The organism is Paenibacillus aceris (genome assembly GCF_017874035.1).
In the GTDB taxonomy this organism is placed as follows: domain Bacteria; phylum Bacillota; class Bacilli; order Paenibacillales; family NBRC-103111; genus Paenibacillus_E; species Paenibacillus_E aceris.
Map to the genome: position 1 here is coordinate 122088 of NZ_JAGGKV010000013.1, position 25900 is coordinate 147987.

General features: G+C 44.2%; 11 protein-coding genes. 9 read left to right on the forward strand and 2 right to left on the reverse strand.

What is annotated here, in order from left to right; translation table 11 throughout:
- Positions 1–142: 142 nt before the first annotated feature.
- The 3 genes from J2Z65_RS22250 to J2Z65_RS22260 all read left to right on the forward strand — a co-directional run bounded on the left by J2Z65_RS22250 (position 143) and on the right by J2Z65_RS22260 (position 3690).
- Positions 143–919 carry a DeoR/GlpR family DNA-binding transcription regulator gene (locus tag J2Z65_RS22250; RefSeq protein ID WP_167058445.1) on the forward strand — a complete coding sequence of 259 codons (777 nt, stop codon included), beginning with the start codon at positions 143–145 and terminating at the stop codon, positions 917–919.
- A gap of 76 nt (positions 920–995) precedes the next feature.
- Complete coding sequence (locus J2Z65_RS22255; protein ID WP_167058448.1) at positions 996–2747, forward strand: class I mannose-6-phosphate isomerase; 1752 nt, start codon at positions 996–998, stop codon at positions 2745–2747.
- A 13-nt stretch (positions 2748–2760) separates the two neighbouring features.
- Positions 2761–3690 carry an ROK family protein gene (locus J2Z65_RS22260; RefSeq protein WP_167058451.1) on the forward strand — a complete coding sequence of 310 codons (930 nt, stop codon included), beginning with the start codon at positions 2761–2763 and terminating at the stop codon, positions 3688–3690.
- A 94-nt stretch (positions 3691–3784) separates the two neighbouring features.
- Here the strand turns inward: J2Z65_RS22260 and J2Z65_RS22265 are convergent, their stop codons facing one another.
- Together J2Z65_RS22265 and J2Z65_RS22270 are read right to left on the reverse strand one after the other, a co-directional pair.
- Entirely contained in the window at positions 3785–4216 is a 432-nt protein-coding gene (locus J2Z65_RS22265; protein WP_167058455.1) for a helix-turn-helix transcriptional regulator, read from the reverse strand.
- Positions 4217–4465: 249 nt separating this feature from the next.
- A complete protein-coding gene (locus tag J2Z65_RS22270) occupies positions 4466–6820 on the reverse strand; it encodes a helix-turn-helix domain-containing protein (protein ID WP_167058458.1) in 2355 nt (784 codons plus the stop codon).
- Between the two features lie 230 nt (positions 6821–7050).
- Here J2Z65_RS22270 and J2Z65_RS22275 point away from each other — a divergent pair, with 230 nt between their 5' ends.
- The 6 genes from J2Z65_RS22275 to J2Z65_RS22300 all read left to right on the forward strand — a co-directional run bounded on the left by J2Z65_RS22275 (position 7051) and on the right by J2Z65_RS22300 (position 25787).
- Entirely contained in the window at positions 7051–8604 is a 1554-nt protein-coding gene (locus J2Z65_RS22275) for an ABC transporter substrate-binding protein (RefSeq protein ID WP_167058461.1), read from the forward strand.
- 181 nt (positions 8605–8785) lie between these two features.
- The gene (locus J2Z65_RS22280) at positions 8786–9781 is read left to right on the forward strand and encodes an ABC transporter permease (RefSeq protein ID WP_167058464.1); all 996 of its coding nucleotides are present in this window, start codon (positions 8786–8788) and stop codon (positions 9779–9781) included.
- 41 nt (positions 9782–9822) lie between these two features.
- A complete protein-coding gene (locus tag J2Z65_RS22285) occupies positions 9823–10692 on the forward strand; it encodes a carbohydrate ABC transporter permease (protein ID WP_167058467.1) in 870 nt (289 codons plus the stop codon).
- Positions 10693–10760: 68 nt separating this feature from the next.
- Complete coding sequence (locus J2Z65_RS22290) at positions 10761–12344, forward strand: ABC transporter substrate-binding protein (protein WP_167058470.1); 1584 nt, start codon at positions 10761–10763, stop codon at positions 12342–12344.
- A 358-nt stretch (positions 12345–12702) separates the two neighbouring features.
- Complete coding sequence (locus J2Z65_RS22295) at positions 12703–18222, forward strand: discoidin domain-containing protein (RefSeq protein ID WP_209856076.1); 5520 nt, start codon at positions 12703–12705, stop codon at positions 18220–18222.
- 929 nt (positions 18223–19151) lie between these two features.
- Complete coding sequence (locus J2Z65_RS22300; protein WP_244999165.1) at positions 19152–25787, forward strand: discoidin domain-containing protein; 6636 nt, start codon at positions 19152–19154, stop codon at positions 25785–25787.
- The last annotated feature ends 113 nt before the right edge of the window (positions 25788–25900 follow it).

Genomic DNA, 25900 nt, shown 5'->3' on the forward strand with positions numbered 1-25900 from the left:
ACTAACCTATCCCAGTTCGATTCCAAAGTCAGTTGCTACATTATTCAAAAGTGACTGCGTTTTTAGTTCTCATAATTAGTATTAGGTTTTGAACATTTACGATCATTTGTGTTAGAATGAGTGAAAACATAGGGGGTGTATCATGCTACCGTTGCAAAGGAAACAAGCGCTGTTAAATTACATATCTGAACATGGAGCTGCCACCATGAAAGAGCTAAGCGATCATTTTGGAGTATCGGAAATGACGATCCGACGTGATTTGAACGTGCTTGAGAAGGAAAAACACGTGCTACGTTCCCATGGAGGAGTGGTATATCGAGATTCTCCCTCCGCTGAAGAAGAACCGGATTTGGTCTCTAAGCAGGCCCACAATCAGGATATTAAAGACCGCTTGGCTGCCTACGTGGCCGAACGATTCGTTAGGGATGGGGACGTACTGATCCTGGAGAATGGGACAACCGTTTCCCGTATTGCAGAGCTTCTAGGGTCGTTCGACCAGTTGACCTTGCTTACGAACGGAATGGAAACTTTGAGCCGCTTTCGCCCGCTGGTATCGGAGAGAAATACCATCATTTGCTGTGGTGGCATACTTAGGGAAGTATCCGGAACTTTTGTCGGACCCGTTGCGGAAGAATTTTTCGAACGGTATCATGCAGATACCCTATTTTTATCCGCCTTGGGGTATTTATCCGAAGAAGGCTTCACAGATCCTAATCTGCTTGACACGCAAGTAAAGAAAGCAATGATACGTTCCGCCAAGAAGGTCGTTATGGTCCTCGATTCGTCCAAGATCGGAAAAAGATTTTTCTCGACAGTGGCTCATCTTGCCGATATTGACGTCCTTGTCACGGATCAAGGGATCCGGGATGAGGACAAGATACTCATCGAAGAAAGCAACGTGGAACTGCACATCATCTAAATTATCAACAAATAATGTTCATTTGTGTTAGTTTATGATATATTATGATAAACTAATACAAAGGAGTTGTGAATACATGAAATCATCATACAACAAGGAACCATCCACTTTGATTCGAAAATGGGAGCATGAAGCCTGGTCAGGTTATGAGGCTATCGGGGATACGATAGGGGCGTCAATTGCGAATAAGAGGAAGGAGAAAGCGATCGTCGTTGTGGAATGTTACCCAGGCGTCAGACAGAAGGAGATTCTCGAAGGATTGACAGTCTCATTAAAACCTGTCTTGATCGTCAGATCTGAAGAGGCGGCATTGGACCCGGCCGAGGTTGATTGCAAAGTCGAACGCTATATGTCGGATGATCGCGTATTCGGGTACATGGCGCCGTTCAATATAGATGAATTTTACGAACCGGATAAAGTTGATGAGCTGCGCAGCAAGATATCAGCGATGGATAAAGGGATTATCGTTGTCATCGGATTCGGAGCTTCACTTATCGCCAGGGGTGACGTTCTTATCTATGCGGACTTAGCACGTTGGGAAATTCAACTACGCTACCGATCGAAGGAGATCGGCAACTGGCGGACAAATAACAGAGAAGATGATACTCTTCGTCTCTACAAGCGCGGTTTCTTCTTTGAATGGCGCATGGCGGACAGGCTCAAGAGATCTCTGTTTGATCGTATAGACTTTTATCTAGATTCGAATGCCAAGGACGAACCAAAGATGTTATCTAGGCAAGCGTTGTTCGCCGGACTTTCTCAGACCGCGAGCCAGCCGTTCCGGCTCGTACCCTACTTCGACCCTGGAGTATGGGGCGGGACATGGTTGGAGACTAACATAGATCTCCCCAAAAGAAATCATCCATACGCTTGGGGTTTCGACGGAGTGCCGGAAGAAAACAGCCTTTATTTTCAATACGGCTCTTTGCGATTGGAGATACCAGCTATTAATCTTGTCTTCTTCGAATCGATTAAGCTTTTGGGAGAAAGGGTATATTCGCGCTTCGGAGCTGAGTTCCCAATTCGGTTCGACTTCCTCGATACGATAGGAGGACAGAATCTGAGCTTGCAAGTGCATCCGACTACTGATTATATCCGCGAGCAGTTCGGTATGCCTTATACACAGGATGAAAGCTATTATATTCTTGATGCCGCGCCTGGGGCAGAAGTGTACCTAGGGCTTAAGGAAGACATCGATCCCGACGCCATGATAACGGATTTGCACAAGGCACAGAATGGGGAGTGGACGTTTCCTGCAAAGGAATATGTCAATGTATATCCCGCAGCCAAGCACGATCATTTTCTTATCCCAGCAGGAACGGTCCATTGCTCTGGAACAGGCTGTATGGTGCTAGAGATTAGCGCTACGCCTTATATTTTCACGTTTAAACTATGGGACTGGGATCGGCTCGGTCTCGATGGGCGGCCTAGACCCGTTCATGTGGAGCATGGAGCTAAAGTCATTCAATGGAACCGGACTACTGAATGGACGACGTCGGAATGCGTGGGCCGGATCGAAAAGGTGGCGGAAGGTGAAGGATGGATAGAAGAAAGGACGGGACTGCACGAGCTTGAATTCATCGAGACGCGTCGGCACTGGTTCTCGGTTCCTGTCATTCACGAGTCGAACGGAAGCGTTCATATGCTGAACCTTATCGAAGGCGAAGAGGCGACTGTTGAAAGTCCTGATGGATCGTTCGAGCCATTTGTGGTCCGATATGCGGAGACTTTCATTGTCCCTGCTTCCGTCCCGACCTACTTGATTCGGCCCAGCGGTAAGAGCGAAGGGAAAACCATCGGTACGATAAAAGCTTATGTCAGAGCTTAGGGGGCAGCCTAAAGTGAATTCATCTATTATTCTGGCCTTCGACGTCGGAGGAACACAGATCAAGGCTGCAGCGGTAAGCGGGGGAACGATTATCGGGTCAAGCGTCGCGCATTACGAATCTCAATCCGAATTAGCCGCAGATGAGATCATCCATAACTTTGCAAGGATTGTTAGGGACGTTATCGCCAAAGTAGAGCATGATAATCAGCCGATTAGTGGACTTGGTATGGCGTTTCCCGGTCCTTTCGATTATGAGAACGGGATAAGCCTCATTCGGGGCTTAGGCAAATTTGATTCCTTATATGGGCTCCCATTCGGAAAGCTGCTAGAGGAAGCGCTTCGCTCTGATGCTACCGTGCAGGAGAGGCTTGCCCCGGAGTTCCGCATCACTTTCGAGAATGACGCCTCATTGTTCGGCCTTGGCGAAGCCGTCTACGGGGAAGCCCAAGGCGCAGACCGGGTCGTATGCTTAACAATCGGAACGGGACTTGGCTCCTGCTTCCTGGAGCATGGACGATTGGTGAAACAACGGGCCGACGTTCCGGAAAACGGTTGGTTGTATGAAGTACCCTATCGAAACGGGATTGCGGACGACTATATCTCTAAAAGAGGTATTATTCAATTGGCTTTGGAAGTGGGGTTGGATTTGAGAGGTCGTGACGTACGCGAGTTGGCGAATTCCGCTATTGCCGAAGATCCGGGTGCGAGACAGCTATTTGAGCTATTCGGTCAGCGAATGGCCCTCATCTTGTCTCCCACACTAAGTGTATTTGTCCCTGACAAGATCATTCTAGGCGGTCAAATCTCCAAGAGCGGATTTTTGTTCGCTCACACTTTTCAAGAGGGATTGGCTTTGCAGGGCCTTAGGACACAGGTTTTAATAAGCCAAGATACACTTACAAGCACTTTTATGGGAATATATGATTATGTAAAAAGGACTTGAAAGTCATCCGTCTGCATCTTATTACTCATTTTTAGCGGACACAAGGAGGCCGAGCCTCGAGTAGCTGAAGCTACTTATGGTTCGGCCTCTTTTCTCATTCCTTTGTATGTAAATTCCGGTACTCCGTCGGGGAAAGTCCGGTATCCTGTTTGAATTTACGGAAAAAGTAATTTGAATCGACGAATCCGATTTGTCCCGCAATATCAGAGACTTTCATGAGAGTCGATGCGAGCAGCTCTTTTGCCCGCTCAAGTCGGATATAATTTAAATAATCACTGAAGTATACGCCCGTTTCTTCTTTGAACAAGCGTCCCAGGTAAATGTTATTCACGTTTAAACGGGAAGCGAGAATTTGCAGTGACAATTCTTCTGCATATCGAGATTTAACATATCGCTCGGCTTGCTCAATAATTGGATTTCTTTTCTTTGACAAGTTGCTTTCAAAAATATGCTCCAACTCATTAAGCATCTGCAGCAAATCGTTACGAATATCACCGAAGTCATTCCTTGAGAGTAGCCTCGGCATAATTTGGCTTCCAATAAGAAATTCGTTTATCGGTAGATTTTTTTGCTTTATTGCAAGCCTTATCATAACGATCCATTCGATCGCTGCATGTTTCGCGGCAGCAAGCGGTTCCGCTTGGACAGAAGACCGAGTGGAAAGCCGTGTTATTTTGATGGCTGATTATATCAATGAATTGGAATCAACAAAGGTATATTCCCTCATATGACGAGGGAATATACCTTTTTGTTGTTTTCCTTGGGAGAGGTTGGTTCAAGGCTTGTTTTTCTCAAGTTTATATTGCGACAACGATACACCGTGACGTTTCTTAAAAATTGTGTAAAAATAGTTGGTTTCTTCCAATCCGCATTGCTCTAAAATTTGCTTTGTAGATAGATTACTGTTATCCAGCAGATGTTTGATATGGTTCATCCGGACGTCTGTAATATACTCGGAAACGGATTTGCCGGTTGCTTCCTTAAACAATTTGCCCAAGTAAACGTTTGACATTTGAAACTCGTCGGCAATGAGACGCAGATTTAAGTTCTTATCACGGTATTGTTCCTCTACGATTTGCGTGATTCTAGTAATAATCGAATTGTGTTTACTATTTTTATTTTGTTCCATGACTCGAATGATTTCAGTAAAAATAGACGAGAAAGCTTCATGAATTTCCTCGATGGTTTCAAATTGCTCAATATTCCTGGAAGCAAGCTTAAATTGATCGGATTTTTGAAACTCATGATTTTCCAAAATGGTGTTAAAAGTAGTTCGCAGCATGAAGCTGAGCTGCATAATGGACGAAAGTAAGTTTTCATAGGTCGTTCCGGTCAGGAGGCTAATAAATTCGTCATAAGCTTCCTTGGCTTTATCCAAATGCCCCAATTTCAAGGAGTCAAGCAATATTTTGGCCTTGCTCTCGGGAAAGGAAATCAGTGTTTCGTTGATGGTGCTTCGGAAAGCAGGGGTCAGGATGCTGCCGTGACCTGCTATAATCCGATACGAAGATAGAGCCGAAGTGTCGGAATATGACTCATTAAGCTGCAAGTAGGAATCTACCGGGATGCTTAGCGTTGCCGAAAACGAGAGCTTCAGGTACTGTTTTACAGCATTTTGCGTGATTTCAATGAGCTTCTTTAGGGTAGCTTCCGTCGTTTCAGCCTTCTCCGAGGGGTTGATTTCCAATAGCAGCATGAGCTGATCGTTTTCCAGATAAATCGTCTCCAGTTTATATATCTCTGAAACGATTTCATTCACGATGTTAGTGATGCCGAACTTTAAGAGCCAACGATCTTTTTCATCATATTGATTGAGAAAAAAGCGATAGTTGTCCAGACGTAGCAGCAGCAATCTGAGTTGGCCATTCATATTCAAATGGATGTCAAGTTCTTTTTGACGAGCTTTCATCTCTTTTTGATCCACATATCGGATACCAAGCAGTAAATCTTGCAGCCACTTGTTTTTTAGAGGCGCTATCTGTTCTCTTTGTTTTGTTTCCCATTCATTGTTTTTTGTAATCATTTCTTTGAAAACATCTTGCAGAAAATAGATGTCATTGGCTTGATGATCCTTTGGATGAGCAGTTGCGACATGCTCTTTCACGGTTTTCACGAGCTTGCCGACAGGAATATAAAGCGATCTTGATATGAAGAATGAGAAAAATAAACCAAGTCCCAGGATGATTAGGCATATCCAAATCGTAGAGGTTTTGATTGTATCCACTTTGCCGATAAACGATGTATATGAAGTTAAGCTTATAAATTTCCATTTTGGTTTATCCGAAGAAACGTAAGTAACCTGATAATCTTGACCGCCCAGTTTCGTTTTAAAACTTCCCGAATTTTGATTGGCTGCAAGTAAAGTTTGGATATACGGTTCTTGGCCCACGCTATGCAGAAACAAGTTTTCTGATGTATGGTTCACAATCGTCCCTTTGGAATCAATCACGATAATTTCGTTGCTTGAATCGGCCATTTTGGCATTCAAAGAAGCGATCAGATCCCGGAGCACACTTGCTTTGACATTGATGACAGTTGCAGTGCGCGAGGATGGATTCGTATCGGGATTGTCTGGCATGATATACGTATATACATTAGTGGCTTCTGAAGCTGTAAAAGCTTGCGTTTTTGAGATTTTTCTGGGAATCGGCATTTCTGTAAACGTGTCTTTATTCATCGTTTGCAACAAATTAACAATGTCTTGATCGTAAAAATTTTCTTTTGTGTAGAAGTTGCCTGTTTCTGTGGATGTGATACGGTTCAAGGCCAGATTGATTGTATATACCGAGTACACATAATCATGTGGAAGAGTAAGGTTATCCAGGTTGCGCAAAGCTTCTCCCAGCGTATACATATCGTTCTCCTGATTGTATAGTAGAATGGATGTATTAGGACTCATGATGACGGTATTCGTAAATTTACTGACCATGGTATCCAGGTATTTCATACTGTAACTGGTTTGAGATAGGATAGAAGTATTCATTCGGTTTATATTGTCCAAAGATGTCGTAAAGAAGTTACGGTAGAGAAGGGAGGATAATCCTATAATCAATACAGTAACCGTTATCGTTAGTGTTAATAGCATTTTCGCAAATAAGGTCTTGCGAGGAGATTTAAGCAAGAATTTCATGTCTGGGGCACTCTCCTTTAAAGATAGTCTACTGAAAACTTATCTTCTTCAAGGGATCTGTGATATCCTGCACAGAGTTTTCCCGAAGCATCAATAACTATACATTTTGTAGAAAAATGCTTTTTTTAGTGATTGCCTAATAGGGTTTCATGTATTGCTTACTTGCACCAAAAAATGTAGAATACTGGCACAAAGCTCCTTACTATGTGTTAATTGGAGGAATCAGCTAGATGATAAAGAGGGAGTCAACGCGTTTTAAATTAATTGTGGCAATCCTGTTTGCTGTGGCATCCTTGCTTCCAGGATGTGAAGCCAAAGAGCCGGCCAACGGTAAGCCGGCTGATCAGGGCCAGGCAACCGGTCGTCCAAGCCTGAATGATCTGCCTCAGGTTGAGTTGGTCTATTACTTCCCATCGCTTCCCCAGCGTGATTTGAAAGAAGTTAATGATGAGTTGAACCGTATCATTGGACCCGAAATTCATGCCACCGTGAAGCTGAACATGATTGACTTGGGAAATTACGATCAGAAAATGAACTTCATGATCGCTTCGGGGGAATCATTCGATTTGGCGTTCACATCAACATGGGTCAACAATTATTATCAAAATGTTGCAAAAGGAGCATATGTAGCGATTGATGATTTGCTGGAGAAGTATGGCCCCAAAACGAAAGCAGGTGTTCCGGATTATATTTGGAACGCTGCCAAAGTGAACGGCAAGCTGTACGGCGTGATCAATTATCAGGTTATGGCTACCAGCTATGGATTCGATGTGCAGAAAGAACTCGCTGATAAGTATCACTTTGATTGGAAAAATGCTAAAACATTTGAGGATTTGGATCCTTATTTGGATGCGGTGAAAAAAGGGGAGCCTAATAAGATTCCGCTGGAATACTCAACGACTTCAGACCTATTTGTAGGTGCCGCACCCTTGTATGGTTTTGACATTATCGGTGACCAGAAAATGCCTGGATGGGTTCGTTTGAACGATAAAGATTTTAAAGTTGTAAACCAATACGAAACGCCGGAGTTCAAGAAACTCATTGCGCAATCCAGAAAGTGGTATGAAAAGGGGTACTTTCGTAAAGACGCCGCTACAACGAAAGAGATAGCAGTTGACAGGAAAGCCGCTAGATATGCCATGGCGATGCCAGCCTATCAAACGAATGATTCGACTGAAGATTCTTTCAGCGACAAGGGACTGAAGGCGATAACGGGAGTAGAATGGTACAGAAAACGATTTACGAAGCCAATCATTACGACAGACCGTGCCGCAGCGACAATCACCGCGATCTCCAGAACATCCAAAAATCCGGATCGGGCCATGATGTTTCTTGAACTGATGAACAGCGATCCGCAAGTTGCCAATTTATTAAACTTCGGTATCGAAGGCAAACATTATAAGAAGATATCGGATACCCGGATTGAGCGGATCAAAGATAGCGGGTATGATCCTAACTTCCCATGGGTATTCGGGAATAATTTGATCCTTTGGAACACGGAGAACGATGAACCTGATAATCCGGAGAAGTGGGATTTATTGAATAAATCTTCCGATTTATCTCCGATCCTTGGCTTTACATTTAATATGGAAGCTGTCAAATCGGAAATCGCACAATGTCAGGTCGTGATCGATCAATATTTATCTGCATTGACGACAGGAACGGCCGATCCTGACAAAATTCAGCCTGAGTTTATTGACAAGCTGAAGAAGTCCGGAGTCGACAAGGTGATCGCCGAGAAACAGAAGCAGTTGGATGAATGGCGCAAGGTTAGTGGAAAGTAGGCAAAGCAAAAAGTCTTCATGCCCAGGGTGGGTTTTGAAGACTTTTTTTATTTTCTGGAGATATATCGGTTTTTGGTGAAGTAAATTATTAAGAAATTGTAGGTATATTTCTTTTTTGTTGTTTCTTTCGACAGGAAGTAGTTTTATGATCGGCTTACATCAACTGCAAGGGAGAATATCCATGAATGAATTAAACTTAGAATCAAAGCGAAGGACAAAAGCAGCCTCACATCGATCATTGCCAACCCGTCGATCTATACCTATTTTGAGTGAACTTATTAGAAACAAAATCCTGTACGCCATGATGTTACCCGGCCTCTTGTTCATTATCGTCATCTATTATCTTCCTATGTTTGGGGTTGTCATCGCTTTCCAAGAGTACAACCCAATCAAAGGCATCTTAGGTAGCAAGTGGATCGGCTTCACAAATTTCAAGTTCCTTTTCCAATCGGATGCGCTGTATCAAATTACGTTCAATACGATATTTTATAACCTGATTTTTATCATTCTTGGTTTGGGCCTGGCATTAGTAGCCGCCATTTTGATTAATGAAATAAGTAATCGTTTTCTTTCCGGCGTGTATAAAAGCATCATCCTGCTTCCCTATTTGTTGTCTTGGGTAGTAGCTGAATACTTGTTGTTTTCATTTCTGAGTATGGACAAAGGGATCATTAATCAAATCCTTCAATTTGCCGGGTTCGAGCCTGTGCAATGGTATGCAGAACCTTTGTACTGGCGTTTTATTCTTCCCGCTGCTTATGTTTGGAAAAACGTCGGTTATTTCGCGGTCATATTCGCAGCAGGTATCACTGGAATATCCAGTGATTATTACGAAGCCGCCAAGATCGATGGGGCAAACAGATTCCAGCAAGCGCTCAAGATTACGGTTCCATTGCTTGCTCCGATCACACTGACTCTGCTGCTTTTGCAGGCAGGGAAAATATTTTATGCCGCGTTTGGAGACTGGGGCTTATTTTATAACTTGCCGCGTGAATCCGGCATTTTGTTCAGTGCAACGAATGTCATCGACACCTATGTCTTCAGGTCACTGCAAAAGATGAACGATTTCGGGATGTCTTCCGCAATCGGTTTATACCAGTCCTGCGTTGGATTCATTCTTGTTGTGGTTTCCAATTATGTGATAAGAAAATACGATCGTGACAGCGCATTGTTCTAGCCCATGCCATTACTTACGGAAACGATCAGGAGGAAGTTGAAATGAATCGCATGAAATTATCGAATTTGGTGATCAATTTTAGTTTTATCGTGTACTCGGTTTTATGTATCGTCCCGATGCTTGTTGTTTTGTCCATATCGTTATCCAGCGAGCAATCCATCTTTAAGTACGGATATCACATCCTCCCACGGGATTTCAGCTTAAAAGCCTATGAGTTTATTTTGCTCGGCAACTCTCCCATCCTGCGAGCGTATGGCGTGACGATTATCGTCACGGTCGTTGGGACGTTACTGCATCTTGTGATTTCTTCGATGTTCGCTTACAGCCTTTCAAGAGGGGAAGTCAAGTACAGAAATATCGTTTCTTTCCTGGTTGTTTTTTGCCTGCTTTTCAATGGGGGCCTGGTGCCATGGTACATTTTAATTACCAAATATTTACATATGAAAGATACAATTTTCGCTCTTTTTGTTCCTTATTTAGTTTCATCTGTAAATATTCTGATTATGAGAAATTTTTTCCGAACAATTCCCGAGTCCATTATTGAATCAGCAAGAATCGATGGCTCCGGCGAATTTAACACCTTTTTGAAGCTGGTGATTCCCTTATCGACGCCTGTATTGGCGACGATCGGACTCTTTGTAGCTGTATTTCATTGGAATGATTGGTTTACATCCGCTCTATTTATCGATAACAACAAATTGTTCACACTCCAATACTTGCTTCAATCCATCATGAACAATATTGCCTATCTTTCAGGGAATCCTCTGGTCGAGAAATCTGCGGCCAATCTACCAGATGAGACGGCAAGGATGGCTACCTGTATCCTGGCTGTAGGGCCGATCGTGCTTGCGTATCCTTTTCTGCAGAAATATTTTGTTAAAGGGCTTACATTGGGCGCTGTAAAATCTTAATCGTTGGCTTTACCGGGTATTCACCTGTTTAGCATAAATTAGCAAAAAAATAATGGAGGTCATGCATCATGAAAAAAATGAAGAAAATGGCTAGCACAATTGCAATCCCATGTCTTGTTCTCTCAATCACACTGGCAGGTTGCGGTGACAAAACAAACACTACAACGCCTGAGCCAACGAAGGATGCGACGTCAAACGCAACTACGGATTCAACGAAAGATTTGAAGCCGGTAGAGCTCACGTACTATTTTCCAAATACGCCTCAAAAAGATCTTGCTAGCGTAGAAGAAGAATTAAATAAAATTGTAAAAGCCAAAATAAATGCAACCGTGAAATTGAAGCTCGTCGATTGGGGCACATATGACGAGAAAATGAATGTCATTATGGCTTCTGGAGAGCCTTACGACCTCGCGTTTACGTCAACTTGGACCAATAATTTCTATCAAAATGTAGCCAAAGGTGCATACGCGCCGATCGACGAATTGGTTGCCAAATACGCTCCAGGCGTGAAAAGCTCGGTACCTGAATCTTTCTGGAAGGCCGTTAAAGTGAATGGAAAGACTTATGGGGTGCCTAACTTCCAACAAGCAACTGCGGGTTACGGATATTTGATCCAAAAAGCTGTAGCCGACAAGTACAAGATCGACTGGAAATCCGTCAAGAACCTGTCAGATCTTACGCCTTTCCTGGAAATCGTTAAAAAGAATGAGCCGGATCTGATTCCATTCGGACTAAGCAAGAAGGAAGATATTTTCACCAAAGCTCCGGCCATGTTTGGATTGGAAGCGCTGGGCGACGCCATCACTCCTGGGACAATCTATGTAAATGACGCTAGTCTCAAGGTTGTGAATCAGTTTGAGACTCCTGAATTCAAAAGCTATGTGGCATTGATGAGAGATTGGTATACAAAAGGATATCTAAGAAAAGATGTTGCCACATTGAAGGACATGGAATCCGATAAAAAAGCCGGTAAGAATGCCATGACGTGGGGTCAGATTGATAACGACACCGTTGCAACTGAAAAAGCAGGAATGGAAGCCACGGGCAGAATGTCGAACGCGAACAAAGATGTGCCATCTTACGATTTACAGTTTGTAAAACCATTACTAACGACAGATAAAGCAGCTGCTACGATTACAGCTATTTCCGCAACTTCGCCGAACAAGGAAAGAGCGATGATGTTCCTGAATCTTCTCAACACGGATAAAGACGTCTACAACATAATTTCTTGGGGAGTAGCAGATAAACATTATAAAAAAGTTGGAGACAACCGAATTGAGACAATGAAAGACGGTGGGTACCAAACATTCTCCGCATGGGAATTCGGGAATATGACGAACTCCTTCTTATCTGAGGGAGATCCAAAAGGCGGAGAAGTCGACGGCAAGTTTGTTAAAATGTGGAGCGATTTGAATAAGAACGCAGCACCCTCTAACGCTCTGGGCTTTGTATTCGATTTTGCCCCGGTCAAGGCAGAGAAAGCGAACTGTGACGCTATTATTGAAGAGCTTTACTATTCGATTTCAACGGGTACTGTTGACCTCGACAAGTACTTGCCGCAATTCCTCGATAAGTTGAAAAAAGCGGGATCAGACAAAATTATTGCCGAGAAGCAAAAACAATTGGATGCGTGGAAGGCAGCAAATAAATAACAGTTGTTATTCCTAACAACCTGGATAAGCAGAATCCCCCCTTTCTGAGTGAGAGAAGTCAAACTTAGAGGGGGGTTTTTAACGAATCACTCAAGTTCCAATAAGAGGACAAATAGTTAACCCAAATTCTGAAGGAGGTGAAGTGAAGTGACTAGACACCTATTTTGAAAACGCTATTATATTGGGTTGAACAATTAGCAAGGGGGTTTTATTGTGCCCCTTGCACTCGTCGGATGCGGAACAGTCTTATCTTGATTATTGGAAGCGTGTTCATCTGGACTAATTAGACTGCCTTGACGGGAGAAATCATTATTTTTTATAAAGTAGTTTAAGTTTACACGTAGGAGGGAAGAAAAGAATGTTGAAAAAATGTAAAAAAATAACTTCAGTGGCGTTGACAACTGCAATGATCGTTACATCGATGTTTGCTTTTCCCAATAATAAAGTAGAAGCACAGCAAGTGGCGGGTAACGCCCCGTTTATTAACTCATGGTTGGTTTCAGGTCCATTCGATTCCCCTGTAGTGGATCAAATTTATGACACTGCAGAGGCAGCCGGATCTGGTTCTGGTGCTGCTACGATCGCTCCCAAAATCGGCGATCCGTTAAGCTTCAATAATGAAAGCCATAAATGGGAATATTTTGATGATCGCATTTATAACCGAAACTACGACGATTTTCAAGACTTATACGGATATTTTAAGGTCAAAAAAGGCGTCGACACTCGAAACAAATATGTGTACGCCAACACCTACGTATACAGTCCGGTGCAACAACAAGCGTATTTTAATGTAGGCGCCAGTGGTTCGTATCGGCTCTATGTCAACGATAAGCGCGTAACCGCACCGACCACACCTGTTGAAGTGCAAAAGGATTTGACGAAACAAGCGATTGAATTGAAACAGGGCTGGAATAAGCTTATGATTCAAATCAAACATACGTATACGGAAGATGTGAATGCAAACAATGTTCCGATTGGGAAAGATCAGAACGTGGCCTATCTTGGGTTTTACGGCCGAGTTGCGGATCAATCCGGCAATAAAATAAACGGCCTCATCCAATCGGTTGGAGGCGAAGCAGACACTTTAAAGATTGTTACGCAAGGCCTCTCAACTGAAGATGCCATTGCAACGCCGCTTCCAGCCGGTTCGATGCCGGTTGGTTACAAGGAATGGCCATATGTATGGAATAAATCGAAGTCCGGTAACCAATACGGCGTTGCGGCATCCGCATTTCAATTTATGGCCAGCGGGGGCGCTCCCGACTATGTATGGAGCATCGTGGAGGGCAAACTGCCTGGCGGCTTGGAATTAAATGCCGATGGCACGATTGCGACTGGACTCGTGAACGGAAATATCGATTTAAATAGCAGCAAAGGCATCATCAGCATCAACACTGCACCGGGGGATTATACCTTCACGGTACAAGTAACGGATCGCAATGGTCAAACCGCTCAGAAGCAGATGACGATTACGGTCAAGGATCGGCCGAATAAATGGTTTGAAGAAGGGCGCGTGAGCGCTTTAACTCATGCTTTTCCGTCGTACAGCAACTTTGTGGACCCGAATTTCTCGGCTGATCTATGGGCGGAAAGAGCAAAACGTCAAGGACATTCATTAGTATCCGTTGAATCGCTGCAACAACTTTATACTTGGCCGTCTAAATTTGCAGATCCGAAACATCCTCGACATGTGAATTTGCCTAAGGATGAAAACGGCAAGCTCTTCGACACGATCAAGCCGTTCGAGCAGGCGGTCAAACGTCATGGTATGAAGTTCGGCCTCTATTACGCAACCGAAGGCGGAGGCATTCAACATAATTCTACGGATGTGTTTATGCAGAATGTGGAGGACCTCATTTTGCGATATGATCCGGCCTACCTTTATTTTGATGGTCCACAAGCTATGAAAAGTGCCAACTACGACGTGATGTACAGTATCATCCGTGATTATAGCGATGAAATTATCGTGGATTCCAATGCTTGGGGCGAGGAGTATGGAGACCCGGATTTAAGAACGGCAGAAGCGAGTGGCATATACGCCAATGGCTCGGCAAATCACCTTGTGAAACGTACGCCGATGGAACCGTGGAAAATGATACGCACGAAAGACGGGCTATCCCCTTATTACGGTAAACGCGACGACTTCCGGCAAGTAGCCAAAGAAATGCTGAGTAATGCTGGCAGAGGCTATGTAGACAATAACGATCAGACGCCTATTGACAGCCGTGGGCCTTATTGGGATTCAGTTCTGGATATCGCTACAAGGTATCCGAAAGCCGAGCAGGAATTCATAGATGTGAGAGAAATGATGAGCGCATGGTTTGCGCCGTCGGGCAAGCCGGAGAGGCATGAGTCCACGGCAGGTACAATGCCTTATTTCCTTAGCGGTTACGGCTACGAAGACGATGGAAAAGGAAACTATGAAAAATTTGCTTATCCTAACAGCACGACAGGCCCGCAATGGGGATATGCAACGTATAGGGATAACAATATTTACCTTCATATTTTGAAAGGTCCCGATAGCAAAAAAGGATTCGATGCAATTGCCGGAAGATCTTTGACCATTGGTCCGATCAAAGATAATGTAACATCGGTAACATGGTTAAATGAAAATAGTCCAATCCCATCGTTTACGCAAAGCGGGGACAGCCTGACTATCAATCTGAACGACGTTCAGGAGGATCCTGTCGATACGATCATTAAAATTGTAACGGACAGTTCCGCTCGCAAATATAAACTTACGAATGTGAAAGCGACGGGCAAGCAGTTATCGTCCTCGTCCCTTCAAATCAACGCTGAAGGATACATGACCTTCCCAGCGCTTCAAGTCAAGCTTTCCGGATTAACTTTCCAGAGTGAAAATTCCGGAATAGCGGTAGTCAGTCCGAACGGAATCGTAACGCCGGTATCGAACGGCACAACTAACGTCACGGTAAGCGGCACTTATGAGGGAGTCACGAAACAAGACATCCTTAAAGTAACAGTCAGAGACGGCAAAATTTATGTGGGCGATAACATGATCGGGGCAACCTTAACCTTAAATGGAAAAGAAGCTTACGGCGAGTTTAGCACATTGGAAGGATTCAACTATCAAATCGAAGGCAGATCGTCGAAAGGCGGCCCAATAGGACTCGTTGCCGCAGATATTCAATGGCATGGCGGCCTCGTGGATTTGCAGAATGTTGACAAAAATAACCCAGTAAAGATAAAAGAAATCGATACATTTACTTTCAAGCAAGATAAGATCATTACGCCTTATGTGGATCAGCTTACGAAAGGTGTCGTATGGGCGGATATCACGCTCGACGGCAAAAAGTTTACGACAAATAAAGTCTTTATGGATTTGCTGCCTAATCAAAATCTTGCCAAAACTGCCGAAGTTACGGCCAGCCACGGTCAAGATGCGCTCCCTGGTCTAGCCGATGGAAAAGCAATTGATGCCATTCAATACGATCAATCCAAATGGTCGGTGGCAGCGAGTGAAAAGGCATGGATTCAATATAAGCTGCCGGCAAAAACCGATATTGCCAATTTGAATATTAACTTTAATTCATTGGATCAGAAGTATGTCAATACGCCAAAAACGATCAATATTCAAACGAGCGACGACGGCGTGCAATGGAAAGACGTCAGCACCGTTAACGGTCCAACAGGCACTGCTTACTTTGGATTCTACAACCAATACCCAATCAACACGCAAGCGCAATACGTCAAACTTTCGTTTGACGGCGGTTCGAACGGGCCAACGATGGATCTGCTTGAAGTGGCCATAAACGGAATGGACAAGTCCAATTTGTTTGATCGCTTCGAACAGGAGTACAAGCCAGTTAATGAAGTTACAGGTAAATTTGACATTAAGGCTTTTACGGGTTCGGGTGTACCGATTGATATGAAAGATGCGGTGATCTCGGTAACAAGTGAAAACCAGGGTGTGATTACGGTGGGCGATTCAAACCTGCTGACCGCTGTTTCAAAAGGCGTGGCAAAGATTAACATAAGAGCAACAATAGGCGGACGTTCTATTGAAAAGATTACTTATCTTCTTGTTGATGAGTCAGGAAAAATAGTTGCGGCTCCCTATTTAAGTAAAATTAACTTAACTCTGAATAAAAATACAATTGAACTCAACAATCCAATCGTTGCCACATTCAATGGCTTATTAAGTACAGGAGAAAACGCTGATTTATCAAGGGCTGTTGTACAGTATGTGTTCAGTGATTCAAGATTAGAGGTTGTTCCGGGCAGTAATACAATTGTGATCAAAGGAGATTTGAATAAATCATTCCTTGCGACAGTTAAAGCGAATGTAACTCTGGATGGAGTAACCGTGGAGACCAAGCAGATGACGATTTCAGCTCTAAGTGGAAACATAGCCAATACAGCAAATGTATCTGTAAAGTCAGTCAGGGGTAATGGTGATGCCAGATATGTTGGTAGTAAAGCGGTAGATGGTGATAAGAATACAAGTTGGGCATCATCTCCGAGTGATAATACCAAGGCTCCATGGATTCAATTGGATTTCGCTACTCCATTAACCATCAGTAAAGTGAACCTGATAGACCGTGGTCATCAAGTTAATCAGATCGGGGAAGGAATTTTGGAATGGGAAGGCGGCAGCAAGAAGGTAACGAATATTCTGTGGAATGGACAGCCTGACAATATCGTCACGTTTGATACGCCAATCGTGACCAGCTGGATCAAATTCACGATTGACCCCGACAATAAGTTCCCAAATGTAAACGGTTCGGAACAGGGAGAACTTGGACTTTCGGAATTTGAGGTATATACACCGAATAAAGAATTTGTAAAGACGATTGTAGATTACAAGTCGGTTGCTATGGATACGAACTTAGGCGTAATACCGTCACTGCCAGCACAGATCGAGGCTGTATACAATGATGGAACAACTGGATTAGTTGACGTTGCATGGGCTCTTATTACTGCAGATATGGTATCACATGCAGGAGCATTTACAGTAAACGGCACAGTAGCAGGAACCTCAGTCCAAGCAAAAGCGACTTACCGTGTCGCGGGTGTAGCAGAGTCAACGCATCTAGCTACATTAACAGGCACACAGCAGGTGAATCCAGGCCAAACTTTCGAAGTAAAAATGGGCATGACGGGTGTTACGCAAAGCGTATACCAACAGGTGTATGCTCAAGATCTGACTCTTCACTATGATCCGATGAAATTGCAGCTTGATTCGGTGACATCCTTGAAAGAAGGTTTCCAAGTTATCGATCAGAAAGAAGCAGTACCTGGGCATGTTCGGATTGTGGCAGCCAGCGTGGGTGCAACTCAACCAGTACTTGCCCAAGGCGATGTGTTGAATTTCAAATTTACGGTGAAATCAGCAACTCAAGCAACCAATACGACAATTTCTGTGGGCAATGTCGTTATTGCGGGCGCGCAGGGGAATGAACTGCAAGTTGGCGGAGCCTCCCGAGAAGTACAAATAACCATACCTAGTACTCCTGTAGATAAATCTGCGCTGAACGCTTCCATCACAAACGCTCAGACGAAGTACAATGCAGCAGTGGAAGGCAACGGAGACGGTCTGTATGCGATTGGTTCCAAAGCGCAATTGCAGTCGGCCATCGATACAGCTAAAGCCACAGCAAACGATTCAAATGCTACCCAGCAGCAAGTGGATAGCGCGAAAGCCGCATTGGAAACAGCGGTTCAAGCGTTTGAAAGCAGAAGAATAACAGCAGATGTCAATGGAGGCGGTGTCTCAATTGGCGACTTGGCTATCGTTGCGGGAGCATACGGTAAGCAGCAAGGTCAAACGGGCTGGAATGAGAAAGCGGATGTCAATCATGACGGCAAGGTTGACATCGAAGATCTTGCCATTGTAGCCAAAGCGATCTTGAAATAACATTAAATTGTACACGCATTAGAGAAATTCAGGATAGTTGGGTATCCCCAATTCCATTCCCCATGCTCATACGTATGGGTTTAGACAAGGACCTAGCCACAGGCTAGGTCTTTTGTGCAGGAAGGGGCAGATAACCCTGTAGCGAGGAAGCTTGAAGGAAATGGAGAAACTCCAACTGCCAACATGCTCATTACGCCATGCCAAATCAATGGTTTGTGGAACTTGGTCGTGTATCTTGGTTGACATTTACAATGAACAGCATCCCCAGCGGGGATAATCGCGGAAGAGCCGTATGCGACGTCCCACACGTCAGTCTGTCTAACAACTGATTTCTGAAAATTAACGTTATGCTCTTAGATATCGAATAAACTCGGTTCCTGAAGAGACGTTTGAGCTCATTCACTCCCTTTATTTTGATCATTCTCTTGAGATTATAGGCAAGACAAGCTTCCTGTTGCCAAGTAGGCATCGATTTTTTCATCGATATACTCAAGCCTCTTACTGATAATGCTGTCATTATACTGCTTCTTTTAGAGCGGTCCGCCTTAATTTTGTGCCGTCAATCGCGACCAGTTGACCATCGTATAACCCGAAACCTTTTAACATTAAGGTGAAACACACATGTTGATTTGGATATATTATGAATTTATTCTGATTCGATGCGGGCATATGTTGAATTATCGGTGAAACTTTCTTTTTTATTGAACCTAAATGCTTAATTTTTAAAGGAAAATATATTTTTTTTAGTATGCAAGATTTGTTGAAATTATTATGATGAAAGTGCTTTCAGTAATTGTTTTATGAATTTGGGTATGCGGGGGGGATTGGATGGGATGTGCAAGGCTATTGATTCCAATATTTAAAAGAAATAAAACCAGTGGTGGAATCTCAATAGGTGAGAATGTAAATATTAATGGAGGAGTAGATGTATGAAAAGATTACGCAAAATCCTATCTATCTTTACCGCAACTGCAGTTGTAGTTGCAAATGTTGGAGCCGTCGATGTTCTCTTTGGAACGCATGCCTATGCGGCTCGAACGGACGGCACCGCTCCTTACACGAACCAATGGGCGGTTTCAGGTCCTTTTACTAATGAGCAATCTCTTGGAAACATTGTTCCTGTCATTGGCGAGTCTTATGCCAATCCGAACAGCACAGAAACATCCACTTGGCAATATTTCGACGACCGTATCTTCAACCGCAACTATGATGATTACAATGACCTGATGGGTTATTTTGATGTCAAACAGGGGCAGAATACACTCAATAAGTGGGTAGTGGCTGGGACCTATGTTTACAGCCCCACAGCACAAACGGTTCAGTGGCAGGTTGGCGGTTCGGGTGTTTATAAACTGTTCGTCAACGATACGCTTAGCGGGCAGCAAACTTCGATTTCAAGTCGTGTGAGCAAGTCCGGTACCAAATATGCAATCAATTTAAAACAAGGTTGGAACAAGCTTTTCATTGAAATTCAGCACAAAAACCCTGGCAGTAATAAGAATTTTTTCGGCTTTTATACAAGACTTTCCGACACCAACGGAAATGAAATTCCTGGCCTCACATATTCTGTAACGGGACCAAACGTAACAAACAACCAACTGAAAATTGTTACACAGGGCCTTGCAATTGATAAAACGGCATTTGATGCCCGCAATGCAAATGTTCCGGCAAACGACTATCCTTCAAACACACTTCCATACGCTTACGATGAAAATCCATATGTATGGATGGTTGGGAAAATTAACGGAAATCTGAATACATCGGGTATTGCCCCGCAGGCATCTTCTTTTACATTCCAGGCTGCGGGCGGAAATCCCGGCTACACTTGGGAAATTGCCGATGGTCAGTTGCCGCCTGGTCTGACATTGGCATCTGACGGTCACATTGATGGTAAGGTTTCAGACGGCGCCAACGGCGAATCGCAAAAGGATTACACCTTCACAGTGAAGGTAACGGACGCTCAAGGTTCTACTGCAACAAATCCATATACCATCACTGTCAAGAAAAACCCGGTTGATTGGTTTATTGAGGGAAAGATGTCGGCGCTGTCACACACCACAGGCACTTTGCCGAACCTTTATGACCCGAACTTCAACTATGACACGTGGGCACAGACAGCTAAAGGATTGGGAATGACCATGCTTTCGACAGAAAGCGTGCAAAACACCATTTACTACTGGCCGTCACCCAATGCGAACTTGACCCCGAACGACGCTAACAAAATGTACAAATACAACGCTTTGTACCAAACTCAGGGCGGCGCATGGGCTGTAAAAGACAGAGTGATGCAGGCCAAGCAGGCTGTTGAGCGTTACGGCATGAAGTTCGGTGTGTACTTGTCGTCACTGTACGAAGGAAAAGAAATTTTAGAAAGCGATATCCAAAGTTTGGTAGCCAGATACAATCCATGGTATATCTTCGCCGATGGTGGTCCTGAAGGCTATTCCAATATTGACGTGGCATGGAGCTCTGCCCGCAACTATAACGACCGTGTTTTAATTGATGCCAACCCCAATGCTCAAACGGGTGACCAAGATATTACGATTCACGAGCGTGGTTTCTGGTACAGTGAACCTTATAATGAAAGTAACTGGAAAAACGGTGTTTTGCCACAGACCAAAAAAGTTGCCCATGAGGAATGGAACGATCCATTTACAACTGGATTGGATGTCTGGAAAGCATGGTCAGGTGGCAACGAACGCGATAATTGGATTTATTTGGCAAAGGAGATCCTTGACCAATACGGACATGGTTATGTCATGAATTATGACCAGACCTTTGGTAGAAGCCGCGGCATGGATAACCTGAGCAGTAGTTTGGATAACACAAATATCTTCTCAATGATACCTGTTACCACACAGCAGCTGCTTGATATGCGTACTTCCATTACAAAGTGGATGGTAAATGCAGGCGGTCCCGACCTTCGCGAGTCCATGTACGGCACAACGCCATACACCATGGATTACACAATTAAATCGGGCTGGAAAACCGATCCGCAGCAGGCGATCGCCCACGGACAGGGTCCAGACTGGGGTTACGCCATGTCCCGTGACCAGAATGTCTATATGCACATGATCCAAAACTTGATTCCCAATACGAGCAAGGCAGGATTTACCGGCCAAGCCTCGATGAGCGGAATTGGTCCCTTCGATTACCCGGTTGACAAAGTCGAGTGGCTGAATAAGGGTGGTTCCCTGCCATTCACAACCCAAGAAAGCAATGGCAAATTCTATATTACAATTGACACTTCAAGTGTTGTGGCCGACCCTGTTGATACAATCATTAAAATTACAACACAAAACCCTGCAAGAACATACAAAATGACAAGTGTTAAGTTGTTCAGCAGCCAAACTGAGCCAAATAAACTGAAACTTAGAGCAGAGAGCTATATGAATAACCTCACCAATGCTTTCGCTCCTGCTACACTTAGCTACACAAGTGATAAAACAAACGTAGCAACTGTAGACGCTGCAACAGGTTTGGTAACGGCTGTCGGTGACGGTACAGCTACAATCACCGTTACGGCAACCTATAATGATGGTGTGAACGCTCCCCAGGTGAAGTCCGACACATATCCTGTAAAGGTGTCGGGCGGTGCGATTTCAGCTGCACTTCCGCTGGTTGGTGTTAATATGTCCACAAAAGGCGCTGTGTTATGGGGACAATTCTCCATGAACAAAGACCTTCCTGTGACATTCCAGGGCTTCACAGAAAAAGGTGGCGCGGTTGATATTCTGAACGGCACAAATATTAAGTACCACTATGCAACCGTTGACGGCGACCGTAACAACTCTGCAGGTAAAATCATTGTAACTGAAGTGCCAGCAGATCAAGTACCGTTCGTTGTAAACGGCAACACCATGCAATTTACAGGTAAAATTTCCACCTCTACGATGTACAGCTATTGGGCTGACATCACGGTAGACGGAAAGACATTTACATCAACCCGTAACTACATGACGCTTATCCCGGATGCAAACGTAGCAACCGGCATTACGCCGACAGTTACAAGCGACAGCAGTAACGCTGCCAAATTATCTGACGGCATCATCAATGATTCGACCGGCGGCAATCTCACAAAGTGGGTAGCGCCGGCAAGCGACGCAAATCCGAGCATCACGTATGATTTGGGCAAAATGCAAAATCTTACTCGCGTTAATATTTTCTTCAACCACCATATGCCGAATGCCACCAACGTTACTTACTACAACGTGCCGAAGAAGGTAAAGATTGAGTATAGCGTTGACGGTACAAATTGGACAGCAGGTAATGTAACAAACACATTGTCCGGCGGCGGATTGCCGGCATCGAAAGATACACTGGCCGTTCCAACAAGCGATACGACCTTGTATGGTTGGGAGCAAGAGGGCTTGTATTACAACTATCCGGTTGATCCGGGCAAATCCGGCGTGCAGGCGCGTTATGTAAGAGTATCCTTCCCTGGCGGCGGTCAAGGCGGCAGCCCGATTGATGTGCTGGAAGTTCAAGTATTCTCAGCAGCAGATTTAGCAGGACTTGGCAGCATTAAGCTTGATCCGAAAATCGGATCGGATAACAACACGGTAACGGTTGATGTAAAAGGTTCTTCCTTTTTAGGTGATCCTCTGGACCTAACCGGTGCGAACATCACGATCAAAAGCGAAAACCCGTCCGTTGCAGCAGTTGGCGCAGATAGTGTGATCACAGCTGTTTATGAGGGTAAGGCTAAGATCAATGTATCTGTTAAGCTGGGCGGCAACATCGTAAGCGATAATTTCTATGTTACTGTAGATGCTAACGGAAAAATACATCTAGATACTTTTCTGAAAGAAGTAAAGCTTTCTCTAAATAAAACTACAATTCAAGCCAATAAACCAATCATTTCTTCAATTGAAGGCCTATTAAATACAGGAGAAACAACTGATTTATCAAGGGCTGCTGTAGAATATAAATTTAGTGATCCAAGGTTATCCGTTGTTGAGGGCAGCAATACAATCATTGTTAAAGGCGATATAGGTAGTGGATTTAATGCGACCGTTGCCGTAAAGGTGACTTTAGACGGGGTGAGCGTTGAAAGTCGTCCTATGACAATTGCTGCAGTTAAGGATCGTATCCCTCAGTCGCAAATGACGGCAACGGCGACAAGTGAGGAATTTCAAGAATTCCTTGGGGGAGACAACAGAGCCCCAATGGCGATTGACGGAAACCCTGAAACGGCATGGCATACGAAATGGGATGGTTCCGATGCACTCCCTCAATCGATTAAGTTAAACCTTGGAGGAACCTACAATATCGATACAATCGCCTATTTGCCAAGGGAATCAGGCGGCAATGGAGTTATTACAGGCTATAATGTATATGTAAGTACGAATGGAGTGGACTTTGCCAAGGTTGCAAGCGGAACTTGGGCAAACGACACTAAAGCGAAATTCGCAAGTTTTACACCGACGAATGCATCGTATGTCAAGCTCGAAGCAACGGCGGGTAATGGCGGCTTCGCAGCGGCTGCAGAGATCGATGTCTTAAAAGTAAATGAAGAAGTCGTGAAAACTATCGTAGATTACAAGTCGGTTGCTGTGGATACGGGTATAGGTAGACTACCAACACTACCTGCACAGATCGAGGCTGTATACAACGATGGAACAACTGGATTAGTTGACGTTGCATGGGCCCCTGTTGCTGTAGATAAGGTATCACATGAAGGCGTATTTACAGTAAATGGCACGGTAGCAGGAACCGCGGTCCAAGCAAAAGCGATCTGCAGAGTAGCAGCTGATTTCAAACCAACTCTAAGAGAAGTTAAGCTTTCTTTGGATAAGCAAGATATCAAGAAGAACGAACCGATAGTCGGGACTTTAGTGGGAACATTAAATACTGGCGAACAGCTAGATTTATCAAAAGCTACTGTGCAGTATGTGTTCAGTGATTCAAGATTAGAGGTCGTTCCAGGTAGTAACACAATTGTGATCAAAGGAGATTTGAATAAATCATTCCTTGCGACTGTTAAAGCGAATGTAACACTGGATGGAGTAACCGTGGAGACCAATCAGAAGACGATTGCAGCTCTAAGTGGAAACATAGCCAATATAGCAAATGTATCTGTAAAGTCAGTCAGGGGTAATGGTGATTCCAGATATGTTGGTAGTAAAGCGGTAGATGGTGATAAGAATACAAGTTGGGCATCATCTCCGAGTGATAATACCAAGGCTCCATGGATTCAATTGAATTTCGCTGCTCCATTAACCATCAGTAAGGTGAACCTGATAGACCGTGGTCAACAGGTCAATCAGATTGGAGAAGGGCTTTTGGAATGGGAAGGCGGCAGCAAGAAGGTAACGAATATTCTGTGGAATGGAAAGCCTGACAATATCGTCACGTTTGATACGCCGATCGTGACCAGCTGGATCAAATTCACGATTGACCCCGACAATAAGTTCCCAAATGTAAACGGTTCGGAACAGGGAGAACTTGGACTTTCGGAATTTGAGGTATATACACCGGATAAAGAATTTGTAAAGACGATTGTAGATTACAAGTCGGTTGCTATGGATACGAACTTAGGCGTAATACCATCACTGCCAGCACAGATCGAGGCTGTATACAACGATGGAACAACTGGATTAGTTGACGTTGCATGGGCCCCTATTACTGCAGATATGGTCTCACATGCAGGAGTATTTACAGTAAACGGCACAGTAGCAGGAACCTCAGTAAAAGCGAAAGCGACTTACCGAGTCGCGGGTGTAGCAGAATCAACGCCTCTAGCTACATTAACAGGCACACAGCAGGTGAATCCAGGCCAAACTTTCGATGTAAAAATGGGCATGACGGGTGTTACGCAAAGCGTATACCAACAGGTGTATGCTCAAGATCTGACTCTTCACTATGATCCGATGAAATTGCAGCTCGATTCGGTGACATCCTTGAAAGAAGGTTTCCAGGTCATCGATCAGAATGAAGCAGTGCCTGGGCATATTCGGATTGTGGCAGCCAGCGTGGGTGCAACTCAACCAGTACTTGCCCAAGGCGATGTGTTGAATTTCAAATTTACGGTGAAATCAGCAACTCAAGCAACCAATACGACAATTTCTGTGGGCAATGTCGTTATTGCGGGCGCGCAGGGGAATGAACTGCAAGTAAGCGGAGCCTCCCGAGAAGTACAAATAACCATACCTAGTACTCCTGTAGATAAATCTGCGCTGAACGCTTCCATCACAAACGCTCAGACGAAGTACAATGCAGCAGTGGAAGGCAACGGGGACGGTCTGTATGCTATTGGTTCCAAAGCGCAATTGCAGTCGGCCATCGATACAGCTAAAGCCACAGCAAACGATTCAAATGCTACCCAGCAGCAGGTGGATAGCGCGAAAGCCGCATTGGAAACAGCGGTTCAAGCGTTTGAAAGCAGAAGAATAACAGCAGATGTCAATGGAGGCGGTGTCTCAATTGGCGACTTGGCTATCGTTGCGGGAGCATACGGTAAGCAGCAAGGTCAAGCGGGCTGGAATGAGAAAGCGGATGTCAATCATGACGGCAAGGTTGACATCGAAGATCTTGCCATTGTAGCCAAAGCGATCTTGAAATAACATTGCTCTAGAAAAACGATACCGTACTTGGAATAAGTACGGTATCGTTTTGTTCTTGAAATCAATGACGGTAATGGCACTATCGACATTGTCGACCACTGAAAGGAATGACA